16 protein-coding genes are annotated in these 16,898 nt (G+C 71.6%); 9 read left to right on the forward strand and 7 right to left on the reverse strand.

Annotated elements, in window-relative coordinates:
* Nucleotides 1-46 precede the first annotated feature (46 nt).
* The gene (locus AB0I71_RS14375) at nt 47-1,672 is read right to left on the reverse strand and encodes an anibiotic ABC transporter (RefSeq protein ID WP_357584540.1); all 1,626 of its coding nucleotides are present in this window, start codon (nt 1,670-1,672) and stop codon (nt 47-49) included.
* Nucleotides 1,669-2,589, reverse strand: coding sequence for an ABC transporter ATP-binding protein (locus AB0I71_RS14380; protein WP_357584542.1), 921 nt, complete (start codon nt 2,587-2,589; stop codon nt 1,669-1,671). Before AB0I71_RS14380 ends, AB0I71_RS14375 begins: the two co-directional genes overlap by 4 nt.
* 107 nt (nt 2,590-2,696) lie before the next feature.
* Between AB0I71_RS14380 and AB0I71_RS14385 the strand changes: the two genes are divergently transcribed.
* Nucleotides 2,697-3,470 carry a TetR family transcriptional regulator gene (locus tag AB0I71_RS14385; RefSeq protein WP_357584544.1) on the forward strand — a complete coding sequence of 258 codons (774 nt, stop codon included), beginning with the start codon at nt 2,697-2,699 and terminating at the stop codon, nt 3,468-3,470.
* Nucleotides 3,471-3,537: 67 nt separating this feature from the next.
* On the opposite strand, the gene AB0I71_RS14390 is transcribed toward AB0I71_RS14385, so the two are convergent.
* Nucleotides 3,538-4,863 carry a carbohydrate-binding domain-containing protein gene (locus AB0I71_RS14390; RefSeq protein ID WP_357584546.1) on the reverse strand — a complete coding sequence of 442 codons (1,326 nt, stop codon included), beginning with the start codon at nt 4,861-4,863 and terminating at the stop codon, nt 3,538-3,540.
* A gap of 142 nt (nt 4,864-5,005) precedes the next feature.
* Nucleotides 5,006-6,523: a glycerol kinase GlpK gene (gene glpK, locus AB0I71_RS14395; RefSeq protein ID WP_357584548.1), complete on the reverse strand. Its 1,518-nt coding sequence runs from the start codon at nt 6,521-6,523 to the stop codon at nt 5,006-5,008.
* Nucleotides 6,524-6,740: 217 nt separating this feature from the next.
* Here glpK and AB0I71_RS14400 point away from each other — a divergent pair, with 217 nt between their 5' ends.
* Entirely contained in the window at nt 6,741-7,613 is an 873-nt protein-coding gene (locus AB0I71_RS14400) for an SDR family oxidoreductase (protein WP_357584551.1), read from the forward strand.
* A gap of 64 nt (nt 7,614-7,677) precedes the next feature.
* Nucleotides 7,678-8,181, forward strand: coding sequence for an ATP-binding protein (locus AB0I71_RS14405; protein WP_357584553.1), 504 nt, complete (start codon nt 7,678-7,680; stop codon nt 8,179-8,181).
* Between the two features lie 21 nt (nt 8,182-8,202).
* Here AB0I71_RS14405 and AB0I71_RS14410 read toward each other — a convergent pair whose 3' ends face one another.
* Nucleotides 8,203-8,523 carry a TraR/DksA C4-type zinc finger protein gene (locus AB0I71_RS14410; protein WP_357584555.1) on the reverse strand — a complete coding sequence of 107 codons (321 nt, stop codon included), beginning with the start codon at nt 8,521-8,523 and terminating at the stop codon, nt 8,203-8,205.
* Nucleotides 8,520-8,801: a hypothetical protein gene (locus AB0I71_RS14415; protein ID WP_357584557.1), complete on the reverse strand. Its 282-nt coding sequence runs from the start codon at nt 8,799-8,801 to the stop codon at nt 8,520-8,522. The genes AB0I71_RS14410 and AB0I71_RS14415 overlap by 4 nt, the downstream gene beginning before the upstream one ends.
* Before the next feature lie 101 nt (nt 8,802-8,902).
* Between AB0I71_RS14415 and AB0I71_RS14420 the strand changes: the two genes are divergently transcribed.
* From AB0I71_RS14420 to smpB, 6 genes are all read left to right on the forward strand, one after another.
* The gene (locus tag AB0I71_RS14420; RefSeq protein WP_357584559.1) at nt 8,903-10,240 is read left to right on the forward strand and encodes an FAD-dependent oxidoreductase; all 1,338 of its coding nucleotides are present in this window, start codon (nt 8,903-8,905) and stop codon (nt 10,238-10,240) included.
* A gap of 148 nt (nt 10,241-10,388) precedes the next feature.
* A complete protein-coding gene (locus tag AB0I71_RS14425) occupies nt 10,389-10,832 on the forward strand; it encodes an SCP2 sterol-binding domain-containing protein (protein ID WP_357584561.1) in 444 nt (147 codons plus the stop codon).
* Nucleotides 10,829-12,883 (forward strand): glycogen debranching N-terminal domain-containing protein, encoded by a 2,055-nt coding sequence (locus AB0I71_RS14430; RefSeq protein ID WP_357584563.1) that lies wholly within the window; start codon nt 10,829-10,831, stop codon nt 12,881-12,883. The genes AB0I71_RS14425 and AB0I71_RS14430 overlap by 4 nt, the downstream gene beginning before the upstream one ends.
* A gap of 36 nt (nt 12,884-12,919) precedes the next feature.
* Entirely contained in the window at nt 12,920-13,432 is a 513-nt protein-coding gene (locus tag AB0I71_RS14435; protein WP_357584565.1) for an NUDIX domain-containing protein, read from the forward strand.
* Nucleotides 13,433-13,556: 124 nt separating this feature from the next.
* Nucleotides 13,557-15,902, forward strand: a complete 2,346-nt coding sequence (locus AB0I71_RS14440) for a hypothetical protein (RefSeq protein WP_357584567.1) — start codon at nt 13,557-13,559, stop codon at nt 15,900-15,902.
* A 32-nt stretch (nt 15,903-15,934) separates the two neighbouring features.
* Nucleotides 15,935-16,426 (forward strand): SsrA-binding protein SmpB, encoded by a 492-nt coding sequence (gene smpB, locus AB0I71_RS14445; RefSeq protein WP_357584569.1) that lies wholly within the window; start codon nt 15,935-15,937, stop codon nt 16,424-16,426.
* A gap of 48 nt (nt 16,427-16,474) precedes the next feature.
* On the opposite strand, the gene AB0I71_RS14450 is transcribed toward smpB, so the two are convergent.
* A complete protein-coding gene (locus AB0I71_RS14450) occupies nt 16,475-16,888 on the reverse strand; it encodes a type II toxin-antitoxin system Phd/YefM family antitoxin (RefSeq protein WP_357584571.1) in 414 nt (137 codons plus the stop codon).
* Between the last annotated feature and the right edge of the window lie 10 nt (nt 16,889-16,898).

Below are 16,898 nucleotides of genomic sequence, written 5' to 3' on the forward strand. Positions count from 1 at the left end.
CGTGTCGAGTCACTCGACTGCAAACGATCAGGTTTGGGGCGGCAGCTCAGGTGGGGGTGTCGCGGCGGCGGAAGGTGGCTAGGCCGGTCGCCAGCAGGGCGGCGGCGACGGCGGTGAGGACCAGCAGGGGCAGGACCGTGACGTCGACGGCGGGCACCGACGGCACATGGGTGTACGGCGACAGGTTCAGCGCCGCCTGCGGCAGGTCCAGCGCGGCACCCAACTGCCCGAGCAGCAGGAACACGATGAGCACCGTCCAGCTCAACGCGACCGACAGGCGGGGTAGCGCCCCGAACAGGGCGGTCACCACTCCGGCCACGACGAGCAGAGCCGGCAGCCGCAGCAGCGCCGCTCCGGTCAGCTCGACGGTCCAGCCCACCGGATCACCGGCGGCCAGTCCGTACCCGAGACCTGTGGTGGCCCCGGCCAGCAGCATCAACGTCAGCGCACCGAGCACGGCCCCAGCCACCTGCGTGCTCAACCATCGGGTGCGGCTGACGGCGGTGGCGAGCAGCGGTTCGAGGATGCCGTCGGACTCGTCGCCGCGTACCCGCAGCAGGGCCTGCACCACGTACGCCCCGATGGTCAGGGCGAACAGGCCGAGCATCGCCGCCAGGAAGGCGTCGACAAGTTCCTCCCCGCCACCGAGTTGGGCGATCGCCTCGGCGGCGGCCGGATTGTCGGCGATCATGTCGTCCACCTCGTTTCCGGCCAGTCCCATGGCGAGGCCGAGCACCGCCACCGCGACCGCCCAGCCGATCAGCGCGCTCCGGTGCAGCCGCCAGGTCAGTCCGGCCGGGCTGAGCAGGCCTGCGGCGGCGCGGGCCGGGCCCCGCCGCGCGGCGAGCAGGCCGGCGCCGACGTCACGGCGCTCGGCGAGCGCGTACGCGACGGCGACCCCGACGACGAGCAGGGCCACCGGCAACGCGAGAACCCACCACCGCTCGTTGCCGAAGGCGCGGACCTGGGTGCCCCAGCCCAGTGGCGACAACCAGGTGGGCCAGGCGCTGTCCAGTCGCACCCCGTCGGCGGCGCGTCGACCGAGCACGTCACCTGTGGCGCGCAGCAGGAACGCCACCCCGACCGTGGCGGCGGCGAGCGCGTTGGCGCCCCGGGAGGTCACCGAGAGCTGGGCGGTGACGGCGGCCACGCCGGTGAAGGCGAGCCCGACGCCGGTGATCGCCGCGGCGGCGGCCACCGAGCCGGCGGCCGGTAGTCCGGCACCGACGAAGGCGACCGCGAGCAGCGCCCCGGCCAGCACGTTGGCACCGACCACGACGACCAGGGCCGCGGTGAGCAGCGCGTACCGGCCGACGGCGGCGGCACCGAGCAGTTCGGCCCGGCCGGTCTCCTCGTTCTGGCGGGTGTGCCGGACCACCGCGAAGGTGCTGAGCAGCGCGGCGAGCACGGCCAGGGTGAGGTACGTCTCGGTGACCACCACGGCACCGAGATCGGTGCTGGCGACCGGGCCGTTGAAGGCGCGGGCCACGACACTGGTGTTGGCCACCTCGGCGTACCCGACGCGGTTCTGCTCGTCGGGGTAGATGCTGGCCACGCTCTCGGCGAGGGCGTAGCCGATCAGCGGGCTGCCGAGCGTCCAGATGGCCAGGCGGACCCGGTCGCGGCGCAGGGCGAGCCGGGCGAGCCGGCCGGTGCCGGTGAAGGCGCTCATCGGGTGCCTCCGGTCGCCGCTGGCTGGTCGCCGTCGGTGGCGTCGCCGTAGTGCCGCAGGAACAGCTCCTCCAGGGTGGGCGGTGTGCTGGTCAGGGCGCGGACCTCGAAGCGGACCAGGTGGGCCAGGAGCGTGTCGAGGTGTTCGGGTTCGACCTCCAGCCGGACGCGACCGTCGACGGGGCGTACCTCGTGCACGCCCGGAAGGTCGGTCAGGCCGGTCACCGGGCGTCCGGTTTCGACGGTGACCGTGGTCCGCGCCAGGTGCCGCAGCTCGGACAGGGTGCCGGATTCGACGATCCGGCCCTCCCGGATGATGCTGACCCGGTCGCAGAGCGCCTCAACCTCGGCCAGGACGTGGCTGGACAGCAGGACGCTCGCGCCGGCCTGGGTGAGCTGGCGGACCTCCTCCTGGAACACCGCCTCCATCAGCGGGTCCAGCCCGGACGTGGGTTCGTCCAGCACGTACAGCTCGACGTCGGAGGCGAAGGCGGCGACGATGGCGACCTTCTGCCGGTTACCCTTCGAGTAGGTGCGGCACTTCTTCGTCGGGTCCAGGTCGAAGCGGTGCAGCAGTTCGTCGCGACGGCGCCGGTCCAGTCCGCCGCGCAGCGCACCGAACAGGTCGATCGCCTCTCCCCCGGAAAGGTTGGGCCAGAGGTTGACGTCGCCCGGCACGTACGCCAGGCGCCGGTGCAACGCGACCGCGTCGCGCCACGGATCGCCGTCGAGGATGCGGACCTGCCCGGAGTCACGGCGCAGCAGGCCGAGCAGGATCCGGATGGTGGTGGACTTGCCCGAGCCGTTGGGTCCCAGGAATCCGTGCACCTCCCCCGGTTCCACCCTCAGGTCCAGACCGTCGAGCGCGCGTACGCCGCCGAAGGTCTTGACGAGGTTCTCGATGGCGATCACGGACATGGGTGCCTCCCGCCGTACCGGTGTCTGCCGAACACTCTACTGACCGATGGTAAGGGATCGACGCGAGCTGTCCCGTCCGGCGGTCAGGAGGGACTACGCTGGGTGCCATGACCTGGGAGGAGACCGACGGCACCCGCAGCCGGATCCTGCGCACCGCGTTGGACCTCTTCTCCGAGCAGGGCTACCAACGCACCTCGTTGCGGCAGATCGCCGAGCGGTTGCGGCTGACCAAGGCCGCCATCCTCTACCACTTCCCCAGCAAGTCACATCTGCTCACGGCACTGGCCGAGCCCCTGGTCCGTGACCTGGAGGCCCTGCTGGACAAGGCCGGGGCGCTACCCGGCCGGCAGGCGAGATGGACGCTGCTGGAGGGCTGGGTGGACACCATGCTCGCGCACCGTGGCCCGCTCGGCATGCTCTTCCACGACCTCGCACTCGTCGACCGGGGCAGCACCTACTACCGGTTGGTGCAGATCGCGATGCGGGCCAACGAGATCGTCGCCGGGCCGGACGCCGGACGCCGGGACCGGGTCCGGGCGGTCCAGGCCATCGCCATGTGCAGCGACCCGGTGGTGTTCATGATCGACGTGCCGGCGTCGGCCCTGCGGGCCGACATGCTCGACGGCGCCCACCGCCTGCTGGGCGAGACACCACCCGGCGTGCAGGAGCCGGTCACCCGGACCGCGACGCCCGGCCGGGTGGGTCGGCGACGGCCGGGGCGACCTCCGTCCATGAGCCCGGAACAGGTGCGGGCCGCCCGTCGGATGCATCTGGCGGGCACCCACTCGGCGGACGAGATCGCCGCCGAGTTCGGTGTCTCGCGGGCCACCGTCTACCGCCACCTCGAAGCGGACGATGATAACGAGACGGTTCTAAGATAGTTTCGAGACATCGCGGGCCGCCTGCCGGCGGTGGCCCGCGACATGTCCGCAGGCCACCGCCGGCAGGTCACCGCACCAGGCCGATCCCGGCGTACGTGCGCTCGTGCGCCGGGAACTCCTCGTCGGTGTGCGGCGCGTAGATCCAGGTGCGCAACGAATTGGCCGCGGTGTCGATCTCGACCAGCCGCACCGGGTTGGTCCGGCGGGAGTGGAACGTCTGCAGGAAGGAGTAGATGCGGTTGCCGTGCACGCCGGTGTCCACCCGGGAGGCAGCCGTGCCGGTGTGGCCGGAGAAGACGAAGCGCACGTTGGGGTACCGCGCCACGAGATTGTCGAAGACGTACTGCGGGCTGGTGGAACCGTAGCCGGCCGACTGACCGATCGTGGCGTCGCTCTCCAGGTAGTGGTGGGTGACGATCACGACGTTGTGCCGGGGATGGGCGGCCACGACGGTCTGCGCCCAGGCGACGGCCGCCCGGCGCGGCCACAGTTCCAGGCTCAGCACCAGCCACCGCACCCCACCGGCGGTGTAGACGGCATAGGCGTTGTCCACCTTGCCCGCCTCGAACTGGCCACGCACCGCACCGAACCGCCCGGCCGTGAAGTACCTGTTGAACACCGTCGTGTCGCGCACCAGTTGCCCGGCGGGACTGCGCAGTTCCCCGTCCGGGCCGGCGGCCTGGGTGTCGTGGTTACCGACGGCCAGGGTGTACGGCATGCCGGCCGTCTCCAGTGGACGCAGCGCGGTGCGCGCCCGTTCGTACTGCACGTGGCCGGGAGTGTCGTAGTTGACCACATCGCCGGAGTGCGTGACGAAACGCAGGTCGAGAGCGGCACGTTGAGCGACCAGCCAGTCGACCCGCTGACGCAGCCGGGTGTCACCGGCGGTCAGCACCTCCTCCTGCGTGTCCGGGACCACGGCGAAGGTGAACGTGCTGTCGACCACCGGAGGTGGCTGCGTGCGCACGTACGCCAGGTGCGCGTTGCGATCACATACGCCCGTGTACCGATCGTTGGTCAGCTCGATCCGGACGTCGTGCCGGCCCTCCGGCAGCGGAGCACCGACCGGGTAACTTCCGTAGTCGGTGGCGCTGGTGACGGTGACCTCACCGACCAGATCGCCGCCGACCCGGACCCGCAGGGTCGGCCAGCCGTCGCAGTGGTCGCCGATCGCACCGACAACCAGCCGGCCGGCACCCTGCACCGGGATGGTGGCGTAGCTGGCGTTGTGCCACAGCGTGGCATGGGTGCCCGACGGCGGCTGGGGAGTGCCCGTCGCCGGCTGGATCGAACCGTTGACCACGGTGAACGGTGACGCCGCGTGTGCCGCGCCGGCCAGCACCCCGGCCGACAATACGACCACGACCGCCATGATCGCGCGCGTGATCCGCATGGATGCCCTCCCTGTCCACACCTCCGGTAGATGCCGGACATCGGGATGCTAAGGCCAACCGACCGGACATTCCGGTACCGCGACATTGACACGCAGTGACGTTAACCTTGACGAAACGTGATCGGCCAGGCGGTTCGATGTGTCAGCCGACGTCGACCCAGTCCAGTGTGCGCTGCACCGCCTTCCGCCAGCCGACGTAACCGGCCGCGCGCTGCTCCGGCGACCAGGACGGCTGCCAACGCCGGCTCTCGTTCCAGTTCTCCCGCAGCTCATCGGTGTCCCGCCAGAAGCCGACGGCCAGTCCGGCGGCGTAGGCCGCGCCGAGGGCGGTGGTCTCGGCGACCACCGGCCGACTGACCGGTACACCGAGAATGTCGGCCTGCAACTGCATGCACAGGTCGTTGACGGTGACGCCGCCGTCGACCTTGAGGCACTCCAGGGGGACCCCCGAGTCCTGCGCCATCGCCTCGGCCACGTCACGGCTCTGGTAACAGATGGCTTCCAAGGTCGCCCGGGCGATGTGCCCGTCGGTGTTGAAGCGGGACAGGCCGACGATCGCGCCCCGGGCGTCGGACCGCCAGTACGGGGCGAACAGGCCGGAGAAGGCCGGTACGAAGTAGACCCCGCCGTTGTCGTCGACCTGGCGGGCGAGGTCCTCGCTCTGCCCGGCGCTGCTGATGATTTTCAACTGGTCGCGGAGCCACTGCACGGCAGAACCGGTGACGGCGATGGAACCTTCCAGGGCGTAGACCGGTGGTTGGCCCGCGAACTGGTAGCACACGGTGGTGAGCAGCCCAGCCTCGGAGCGGACGATCTCCGGTCCGGTGTTCAGCAGCATGAAGTTGCCCGTACCGTAGGTGTTCTTCGCCTCGCCCGGTGCGAAGCAGACCTGACCGACGGTGGCCGCCTGCTGGTCGCCCAGGTCTCCGGTGATCGGGACGGAGCCGGCGAACGGACCACTGGGCAGCGTGACGCCGTAGGCGTCCGGATCGGACGACGGGACGATCCGCGGCAGCATGGCGCGTGGGATGTCGAAGAAGGACAGCAACTCGTCGTCCCAGTCCAGGGACTCCAGGTTCATCAGCATGGTCCGGCTGGCGTTTGTGGGGTCGGTGACGTGTGCGCCGCCGTCGGGGCCACCGGTGAGGTGCCACAGCAACCAGGTGTCCGTGTTGCCGAAGATCGCCTCACCGCGTTCGGCGGCCGTCCGCACCCCGTCGACGTTCTCCAGGATCCACTGGATCTTGCCGCCGGAGAAGTAGGTCGCCGGCGGCAATCCGGCCTTGCGGCGGATGACCTCGCCGCGCCCGTCGCGCTCCAGTGCCGAGGCGATCCGATCGGTCCGGGTGTCCTGCCAGACGATGGCGTTGTAGTACGGCCGACCGGTGCGCCGGTTCCACACCACCGTCGTCTCCCGCTGGTTGGTGATGCCGAGAGCCGCCAGGTCACTCGCGGCCAGGCTGTGCGTGTTCAACGCCGTGCGCACCACCGTCTGGGTCCGTTCCCAGATCTCCAGCGGGTTGTGCTCGACCCACCCGGCGCGCGGCAGGATCTGCTGGTGTTCGAGCTGGTGGCGGCCGACCTCGTTACCACCGTGGTCGAAGATCATGAACCGGGTGCTGGTGGTGCCCTGGTCCACGGCGCCGACGAAATCAGCCATGCGGTTCTCCTTGTCGTGGTCCTCGCTGCGGTACGACCGTCTGGGTAGATCCTTCCCGATGTCCGCGCCGCTCACCACGGACGTCTAGCTGCGCCGGCCAGGTGGGGTGGGCCGCTGGTGGGCCGGCACCGGATGGGTCGACCGGCGGATGCCCGGTACCGTCTGGCAGACGACCACTGGGTCGCCGCTGGCGGCGACCGGGACCAGGAGCGCAGCCATGCGGTTTGACCTACGCGACCGGACCGTCCTGATCACCGGAGCGGCGCGGGGTATCGGTGCGCAACTAGCCCGGGCCGCCGCGGCCCGGGGTGCCCGGGTCGCCCTGGCCGGCCTGGAACCGGCACTGTTGCGGCAGGTCGCCGCGGAGCTGGACGGGCACTGGTACGAGTGCGACGTCACCGACCAGGCGGGGGTCGACGACGCCGTCGCCTCCACCGTGCAGCGCTACGGCGGCATCGACGTGGTGGTGGCCAACGCCGGCATCGCCAACCTCGGCACCGTCTCGTCCGGCCCGGTCGACGCCCTGGCACGCACCATCGAGGTGAACCTGACAGGCGTGGTCCGCACGGTCAGCGCGGCGCTGCCGCACGTGCTCGCCGCCCGGGGCCACGTCCTGATCGTCTCGTCGGCGGCGGCCTTCGCCGCGATGCCCGGGATGGCCGCGTACTGCGCGTCGAAGGCGGGTGTCGAGCAGTTCGGCAACGTGCTGCGGCTGGAGAACCGCCGGCGTGGGCTGACCGTGGGTACCGCACATCCGATCTGGATCGACACCGACCTGGTCCGCGACATCCGCGACGACCTCGCGTCGTTCCACGCCGCGCAACGCCGGCTGCCCTGGCCGCTGAACACCGTGGTCAGCGTCGAGCGGTGCGCCGAGGCACTGCTGCGCGGCATCGAAGGTCGCCGTCGCAAGGTGTACGTGCCACGGACCATCGCCCTGGTCCAGGCGCTGCGCCCGGTGGTGCTCAGCGGCTTCGCCGACCGGCTGATCGACAGGTTCGGCGGAGCGGAACTGGTCGAGCAGATGGAGGCGGAGGTGAGCCGCCTGGGCCGGTCCTTCGGTCGGACGTCGGTGGAGGGGGGCGACTAGCCCCCCGGGATGGTTGCCCTTTGGCAAAGGTCGCGGATGTCCGTGGACGACGTACTCTGCCTGCATGAACAACCTCGGCCCGCCGGATGCCCGGGACCCCGGCGATCCGTACCCCGGCGGCGACGAGGCGACCGCGCTGCTGTCCGAGTCGTTCACCGCGCAGACCGTGACGGCGCTGCGGCACCTGCTCACCGCTCGGGTGGCCGCCGCCGGTCTCACCGGCGACGTGGCCGAGGATCTCGTCCTGGCCGTGCACGAACTGGTCACCAACGCCGTGCTGCACGGCGGGGGCCGCGGACGGCTCGACCTGTTCCGCCGGGCCGACCTGCTCATCTGCGAGGTCACCGATCATGGTCACGAACGCGGTGGGGACCTGCCGGTGAACCTGCCGGCGACGAACACCCCGGGTGGCCGCGGTCTCTGGCTCGCCCACCACCTGACCGGGGCGTTGACGCTCACCCGCCGGCCCGACGGTCTGACCGCGACAGTCACCGCAACTCTGCCCACCGAACCGTCCGGGACCACCGAGCAGCCCGAGGTGGCCACGGACCGGCCGCCGTACCCGTGAGGCCGGCGGCCGGTCCCGCGGTCAGCGGTTCTGCTTCTGCTGGCACGGCACGCAGAAGCGTGCGTGCGGCAGGATCTCCAGGCGTTCCCGCGGGATGTCCGTTCCGCACTTCTCGCAGCTGCCGTAGCCGCCCGCGGTGAGGCGCCGCAGCGCCCCGGAGATCTGTTCGAGGCTCTGCCGGGTGGCGGCGATCAGGGCGGCGTTGGTGTGCGCCTGCGCCGGATCGCCGGTATCGGCCGTCAGCTGGGTCAGCCGAGCCGTCTGGGCCTCGAACTCGTGGTTCAGCGTCAGCTCAAGGTTGGTGAGCCACTGCTGGTCGTGGGTGTCGGTCCGTTCGCTCATGTCGGTTCCTTCCCGGAAAAAGAAAAAGGGCCGAAGCTGTGCGCTTCGCCCTTGGCCGTCACGTGTCTGTGAACGGTTTCCGGAGGGCTCCGACCTGCGGGACGCGGCTGGCCGTGACCGGCTCGCGCCGGGATTCGACGCGCCCGGGGCGCCGCACCCGACGCGGGCAGCACAGCCAGCGTCGGCGCCGTGACGGCGGCGACGCGGTTGAGCAGCGCGGCGGGTTGCATCGAACCACCATAGGCGGCGGCGTGCGGAAAACCAATGCCGATCTCCACCGCACGTATCGGACCGGCCCGGTCCGCCTCGACCTGGATCGGTGTCGACGTCCTCGGTCGCGCCGAGGACTTTGACACCGCCCTGACGGGTAGACCGGGGCATGAGCGACGTCCTCGTGGTCGGGGCCGGGTTCTCCGGCCTCGCCGCCGCACTCCGCCTCGCCCGGGCCGGCGTACGGGTGCGGGTGCTGGAGGCCCGTGACCGGGTCGGTGGGCGGACGTTGACGCGGTGGCTCGACGACGGCACGCAGCTCGATCTGGGCGCGCAGTGGATCGGCCCCGGCCAGGACCGGGTGCACGACCTGGTGCGCAGGTACGCCCTGGAGACGTTCCCGTCCGCCGCCCTCGGCGCACCGGTGGTGATGTGGGACGGGGTACGACGGGACGCGCCGCCGGACGTCGCGGCCCGCGTCATCGACCTGCTCGACGGGTACGCCGATCTGCTGGACCCGGCCGCGCCGTGGACGGCGCCCGAGGCGGCCCGGTGGGACGCGACCACCCTGGGCGACTGGTTGTCGGGCACCGCCCCGGATCCGGTGACGGCCCGCTACCTCGACCGGTTGCTCGCCGGCGGCCTGCTGGCCACCTCCGCGAACCAGGTCTCCGTGCTCCAGATGGCCTGCTACCTGCGTAGCGGTGGTGGGGCCGGTTCGCTGCTGGGGATGGCCGGCGGCGCCCAGCAGGACCGGATAGTCGGCGGACCGGCGGCGCTGGCCGAGGCGATGGCCGCCGGGCTCGGCCCGGGTGTGGTGCGACTGTCCACCCCGGTGGTCGCCATCGAGCAGGACGACGGGTCGGTGGTGGTTCGCGCCGAGACCGAGCGCTTCGAGGCCGCGGCGGTGGTGGTCGCGGTGCCGCCGACCCTGGCCGGTCGCATCCGGTACGCCCCCGCGCTGCCCCCGCTGCGTGACGGGCTGGCCCAGCGGATGCCGATGGGGGCGGCGCTGAAGGTGCACGCCGTCTACCCGGAACCGTTCTGGCGGGCCGACGGCTGGTCCGGGGTCGCCACCTGCTCCGACGGTCCGATCACGGAGACCGTCGACAACGGCACGCCGACCTCACCACGCGGGGTGCTGACCATGTTCAGCTACGGGGTGGCGGCCAACGCGCTGCGGGCGATGACGCCGCCGGAACGCGCGGCGGCGCTGCTCGACGCCCTGGCCGCGATCGCCGGACCGGCCGCCCGGCGGGCCGAGGAGATCATCGACCACGACTGGTCGGCCGACCCGTGGACCCGTGGATGCTTCGGTGGCGCGCTGACGCCCGGCTCCTGGCGGGAGTACGGTCCGTCGTTGCGCCCGCCGGTGGGCCGGATCCACTGGGCGGGCACGGAGACCGCGATCCGCTGGACCGGCTATCTCGACGGGGCGATCGAGGCGGGCGAGCGGGCCGCCGCCGAGGTGCTGTCCCGGATACCCGCCGCGCCCGGGCCGGCTTGACGGTGGACCAGCCGCCACAGACCGGCACCAGAGCGGACCAAAGCCGTTAAAGTGACCATGGCGGAGGAGTTCGACCGGCGCTCCGCCGCCGGCTCGGGCCAGCCCGGCGCCAGCCCTCGGCCGGGCACGGCCCGCAGGAGGTGCCGGGATGTCGGAGGCTGTGCGCGCGTTCTTCGACGGTCTCGCCAAGGGTGGGGGGCGGATGCTGCGCCAGGTCTCCGGCACCGTGCGCTTCGACCTGCGCTATCCCGACCGGGTCGATTTCTGGCTGGTCCGCATCGACCAGGGTCGGATCACGGTCTCGCGCGGTGAGGCAGCGGACACCGACACGGTCATCTGCACCGACGAGCAACTCTTCCTCCGGATGGCACACGGCGAGATCAAGCCCGTGCCGGCGTGGCTACGCAACGACTTCACCGCCGACGGCGAGTTCCGCTTCGTGATGCTGCTGGAACGGCTGTTCGCACCGCCGCCCGACGCCCACCACCCCCGCGAGGTGGCCGGCCGACAGCATCCCCGGGCCCTGGCGGAGTGCCGACAGCCCCCACCGGGCGAGGCGGCGCCCCCGACCCGTGACGGGGAGTCACGGTGAGAAAGCTGGTCCGCATCCTCGACGGCAACATCTTCGCGCTGAGCGAGGACAACGGTGACATGGTCTTCAGCCCCACCAACCCGAGTGGGTTCTTCGCCTTCGACACCCGCTTCCTGTCCACCTGGCGGCTGAGTCTCGACGGGGAGCGGTTGCATCCGCTGGCCGTGCACGACCCGAGCTACTACAAGATCCGGTTCTTCCTGGTCCCCGGGCATCCGACCCACTACGTCGACGCGAAGGTCTCGGTGATCCGGGACCGGTGGATCGCCGACAGCGCCTTCACCGAGCGCCTGACCGTGCTCAACCACACCAGCGAGCCCGTCGAGTACGTGCTGCGCGTCGACGTGGACAGCGACTTCGCCCCGGTCTACAACGTGGTCTGGCCGCACGGTTCGGCGTTGCGTGGCTACCGGGAGGTGTCCGACGGCCGCCTGCGGCTCGGCTTCCGGCGGGAGAAGTTCCACCGGGTCGCCGACGTCTCGACGAGCGAGCCGGCCGAATTCGACGAACGTGGGCTGACCTTCCGGATCCAGGTCGACCCGCAGGGCCGGTGGACCACGACGCTGCGGGTGAAGGGGCGGGTGCTGCGTCCGGACGGGGCGGACGTTCGGGAGCGGCTGCGGCATCCGCGCGGCAAGGTCGGCACCGAGCTGCCGCACGACCTGAGTCAGTGGCTCGCCGACGCACCCCAGCTGTACTGCGACTGGGAGTCGTTGTGCATGACCTACCAGCGAGGGCTGGTGGACCTGGCCGGCCTGCGGTTCTCTCCGCTGGCGCTGCCGCACGAGACCATGCTCGCCGCCGGGTTGCCCTGGTCGGCCACCATCATCGGCCGCGACAACCTCCTCACCTGTTACCAGACGCTGCCGTTCGTCCCACGGATGGCGGCGACCACGCTGCGCCTGCTCGCCCTGGATCAGGGCACGGTGCTCGACGACTTCCGGGACGAGGAACCCGGAAAGATACTCAACGAGTTCCGGTACGGGGAGATGGCCGCCTTCGAACATCGCCCCCAGTCGCCGTACTACGGCGGAGCGGACGTGACGCCGCTGTTCATCGTGCTGCTCGACGAGTACGAGCGCTGGACCGGCGACGCCACGCTGGTGCGGGACCTTCAGGACGCCGCCCGTGCCGCCCTGCACTGGATCGACGAGTACGGCGACCTGCGCGGCGACGGATTCCTCTGGTACCAGCCGCGCAACGACAAGAGCGGGGCGCAGAACCACTGCTGGAAGGACACCCCGGAGGCGATCTGTTACCGGGACGGCCGGCTGCCCGGGCTGCCGCGCGCCACCTGTGAGTTGCAGGGTTACGCGTACGACGCGAAGCGACGCGGGGCTCGGCTGGCCCGCGAGTTCTGGGGCGACCCGGCGTACGCCGACCGCCTGGAACGGCAGGCCGAGGAGCTCAAGCAACGGTTCAACCGGGATTTCTGGGTCGACGACGGCGAGTACTATGCGCTGGCGCTCGGCCCCGACGGCGACCAGGTGGACGCACTGGCCTCGAACATGGGTCACCTGCTGTGGAGCGGCATCGTGGACCCCGCCCGGGCCGCCGCGGTCGCCGGTCACCTGCTCGGGCCTCAGCTCTTCTCCGGCTGGGGAGTGCGAACCCTGGCCACCGGGCAGGCCAGCTACAACCCGCTCGGATACCACGTGGGTACGGTGTGGCCGTTCGACAACTCGCTGATCGCCTGCGGACTACGCCACTACGGCTTCGTCGAGGAGGCGGGGATCATCGCGGAGTCCGTCATCGAGGCGTCCCAGCACTTCGCCGGACGGATGCCGGAGGCCTTCGCCGGCTACGACCGCGAGCTGACCCGCTATCCGGTGCCGTACCCGGCCGCGAACAGCCCTCAGGCCTCCGCGACCGGTGCCACGTTCCTGCTGCTGCGTAGCCTGCTCGGCCTGGAACCGTACGGTGAGCACCTGGTGGTGCATCCGGCGATCCCGGCGCGCTTCGGCCGGATCGAGCTGCTGAACATTCCGGGACGCTGGGGCCGCAAGGACGCCATCGGCAACGCCCGCGCCCCTGAGCGGGCCCGGCGCTGACCGGCCGCCGGACGGTGCGGGGTAACGTGCTGCGGCATGACCGGCGTGGCGTACTCGCATTGTTCGTACTGCGGCGCGGCCTATCCGCCGCAGGCCGGCTGGCCCCGGCTCTGCGGGTCATGTGGTCAGCAGGTCTGGCGTAACCCGTTGCCGGTGGCGGTGGCCGTGCAGCCGGTGCGGACCGCCACCGGCCTCGGTGTGGTAGTCGTCCGGCGCGACATCGAACCCGCCCGTGGGCTGCTCGCGCTGCCGGGTGGCTTCATCGAGTACGGCGAGGAGTGGCAGGACGCGCTGGTCCGCGAGCTGCGTGAGGAGACCGGGCTGCACGCCGAGGCGGCCGGTGCGACGCTGCTCGCCGTGCAGAGCGCGCCGGCCGGCGGCACCATGCTGATCTTCGGAGAGCTGCCGGTGCGACCGGCCGAGGAACTTCCGCCGTCGGCGCCGACCGCGGAGGCCACCGAATGGTTGGTACTGACCGAGCCGACCGAACTGGCCTTCTCCACCCACACCCGGGTGCTGGCTGACTTCCTCGCGCGCCGGGTGGACTGACCCGCCGGCCCCCTGTGAGCAGGCGTGGCAAGCGGCTACGCGGGTAGACGGGCGAGGCCGCACCGGGACGCCGGAGTGGCGGCCAACGCCGGGGTCGGGCCGGTTGACACGTTCCGGGGGGCCGATGACCAGTGAATCGGGGGCGTCGGACGACGTCGTGGAGCTACGGGTGCACGGGGTGTCCGGTGCCGACGCCGAGCAGATCCTCGACCGCCCGCACAGTCACCAGGTGGCCGGAGACCGCAGCGGCGGGTTCTACCGGCCACGCCCGGGCTATCCGGACACCAGAGGCCCGGCGGGCGTGACGTTGGAGGCGTACCGGTGGAGCGACCTGCCCTCCGGCACCACCATCCGGACGCTGTCGCTGATGTTCCTGCTGCCCTTCATGCTGTGCAACGTCGCGATCTGGATGCGGCCGGCACCCCGGGGCAGGTCCGGTTCCGGGGTGAAGGCCCTGTGCCGGCTGCTCGCCCTCAGCCTGACCATGCTGTACGTGCTGGCGGCGATGGGCGTGGCGCTGGACCTGATCGCCTGGCGGTGCGTGCCGAACCCGTCCTGTCTGGCCGGGCGGCCGTGGCTGTCCTGGATCAGCGACCGACCCACCGGGCTGACCCTGGCCGTCTTCGCGCTCCTGCCCTTCGGCGCGCTCATGCTGGTCTGGCTGCTCGGCGTCCGCCCCGGCCGCAACTTCGACGCCTTTCACACCCCCGTCACCACCTCAGGTGCGTACCAGCTCAGTGCGGTGGGCCAGTGGGACAGGGCGCCGACCGTGGACCGGCTCTGCTCCCTGCATGGAGCCGGCGGCCTGATGACCCTCGGTCTCGGTCTGGTCGCCGCCCGGATCAGTTCGGGCCCGTCGCTGCTCAGCATGACCCTGGCCGTCGTCAGCGGGGCGGTGCTGTTGGCCTGCATCGTGCTGGTCTGCGCGCACCCGTTCGTCGACCTGCTACCGACCGGCTCGTACGCGGACCGAATCGCGCGCGGGCTGCGCAACCTGGCCTTCGTACTGATCGCTGTGGTGCTGGTCGCGGTGTCGGTCGACCCCACCCCGTGGCGGGTCCGGGACGGGCTGCCGGGCTACGCGACCGCCGTCGGACTGGTCATCCTCTCCCAGGCGGTTCTGCTGTTCCTGCTCGGCACCGGTGCGCTGATCGCCCGGAGCCGGCAACGCCGCAGCGCCACCAGCACCGCGGGCAGCGCTGAACCGCCCGACCGCCGACGCGCCAGCCGCCATCCGGCACCCGAACCCGGTGTGGAGCCCGATGAGGCGCGTCGCGGACCTGGCCGTGACGGGCTTGGCTCCGGGCCGCTGCAAGGGCTGGGCGCACCGGTGATCGCGGCCACCGCCACCGGTCTGGCGGTGGCGATCTCCGCCGACCTCGTCTACCGGGTCGCCGATCTCCTCAACCGCCGCGCCGCCGCCGACGGTGAGCGGGAGATCAGTCCGCCGCTGGGGTACAAGTGGGCCATCTTCGTGTTCCTGGTGGCCGCCGCGGCCACCCTGGTGGCGGCCGTGATCATCGTTCTGGCCAGTCGTGCCGCCCGAACGCGTACCGCCCGGGCCACCGTCGCGCACGACTATCCCGATGCCCCACCGGCCGCCGGATTCCGGCTGCGCCAGGTCGAGCGGACGATCGCCCGGGCGCGATTCACCGAACGGGTGGAGACACTCGCGGTGGTGTACGCCTGTGTCGTCGGGGCGGGCATGCCCAGCAGTCTGCTCGGCATGCTCGGGCTGGCACCGGGCACCACGGTGCAGCGGCTGACCGGGATTCCGGAGGCGGCGACCAACTTCGGTATCCAGATGGGCAGCTTTCTCATCGCGGCGCTCGTGCTCGGGCTGCTCGTCGGCGGCGTCTTCGCCTACCGTACGTCCGAGTTCCGCAGGTACGTCGGCGTGCTGTGGGACCTGGGAACGTTCTGGCCTCGGGTGGCGCACCCTTTCGCGCCGCCCTGCTACGCCGAACGCGCGGTCCCGGAACTGAGCCGACGGATCGTGCACCTCACCGGGCAGGGGCGCGGGGTGCTGCTCACCGGGCACAGTCACGGCTCGGTGCTGCTCGCCGCCACGATCCTCCAGCTGCCACCCCAGGTCTGCGGCCGGTTGGCGCTGCTGACGTACGGTTCACCACTGCGCCGGCTCTACTCGCGGCTGTTCCCGGCCTACGTCAGCGAGCAGGTGCTCCGCGAGGTCGGCGACCGGGTCGACTGGCGGTGGATCAACCTGTGGCGGGACACCGACCCGATCGGCGGCTGGGTCTTCTCGCCGCACCGGCCGGGCCGGACACCGACCGTGACCGGCGCCGCCGGCACGGTGGACCGACGGCTGCGCGACCCGGTCGACGTCGTCCCGCCGCCCGGCGACAGCGTCCCACCTCCGATCGTCGGGCACTGGCCCGGCGAGTCCGACAGGCGTTTCGAGACCGCGGTGGCGGAGTTGGCCGGCCGGCTGCGGAACCGGCTGAGCTGAGGATCATCGACGGTGCGACTATCCTTCCCCGGATGGGCACCTCCCCCAGCGCCGAGCGGACCGTGATCGCGTCCAACCGCCGGGCCCGCCACGACTACACGGTGCTCAAGACCTACGAGGCCGGCATCGTGCTCGCCGGCACCGAGGTCAAGTCGCTGCGGGCCGGACGCGTCTCGCTTGTCGACGCCTTCGCGCAGGAACTCGACGGCGAGATCATGCTGTACGGCCTGCACATCGCCGAGTACGGCTACGGCAGCTGGACCAACCACGCGCCCCGGCGGACCCGCAAACTGCTGCTGCGCCGGGTGGAGATCGCCAGGATCCTGGACCGGACCCGCGAGGGCGGGATCACCCTGGTGCCGCTGTCGATGTACTTCTCCGGCGGCTGGGCCAAGGTCGAGCTGGCTCTGGCCCGGGGGCGCCGGAGCTTCGACAAGCGGCAGGTGCTGGCCGAACGCGACGCGAACCGGGAGATCGCCCGGGAGCTGGGCCGCCGGCTCAAGGGTCGCCCGGCGCGCGGCTGAGCCGGCGGTCGCGGCCCAGCCCCGGCCGGGGTCACCTGGTGCGCGCGTTCAGCCGGCGAGCAGCTCGGCGTGGGCCGCACGTAACCGGGTCAGCGCGGGATCGCTACCCGGAGGGAAGCGCCGATCCAGTTCGGCCCAGACCTCGGCGAGCGCCGCGGTCACCACTCGCAGCTCGGCCGCGTGCCGGCGGCCGCTCTGCTGCCGCTGCGCATCGAGACGTCGGGACCAGCCGGCGGTGACCTCGGCCAGGCGCCCGGCGTCGGCCCGGGCCTCGGCGACGGTCCGGGCGGCCGCCGCGGGCACGATCGCGGCGACCGGCCGGGGATCACCGTCGCGGGTGACCACGGTGACCGTGTCGGTCAGTTCCGCCATGGCGACGAGCTGGCTGAGTCGGGTGCGCGCCTCGCGAAGGGGCAGCGAGCGCGCCGGGGCGTTTCGCGGAGTGAGGGCGGGGACAGCCATGAATACATGG

Origin of the sequence: Micromonospora sp. NPDC049891 (assembly GCF_040660295.1) — a bacterium.
Lineage (GTDB): Bacteria > Actinomycetota > Actinomycetes > Mycobacteriales > Micromonosporaceae > Micromonospora.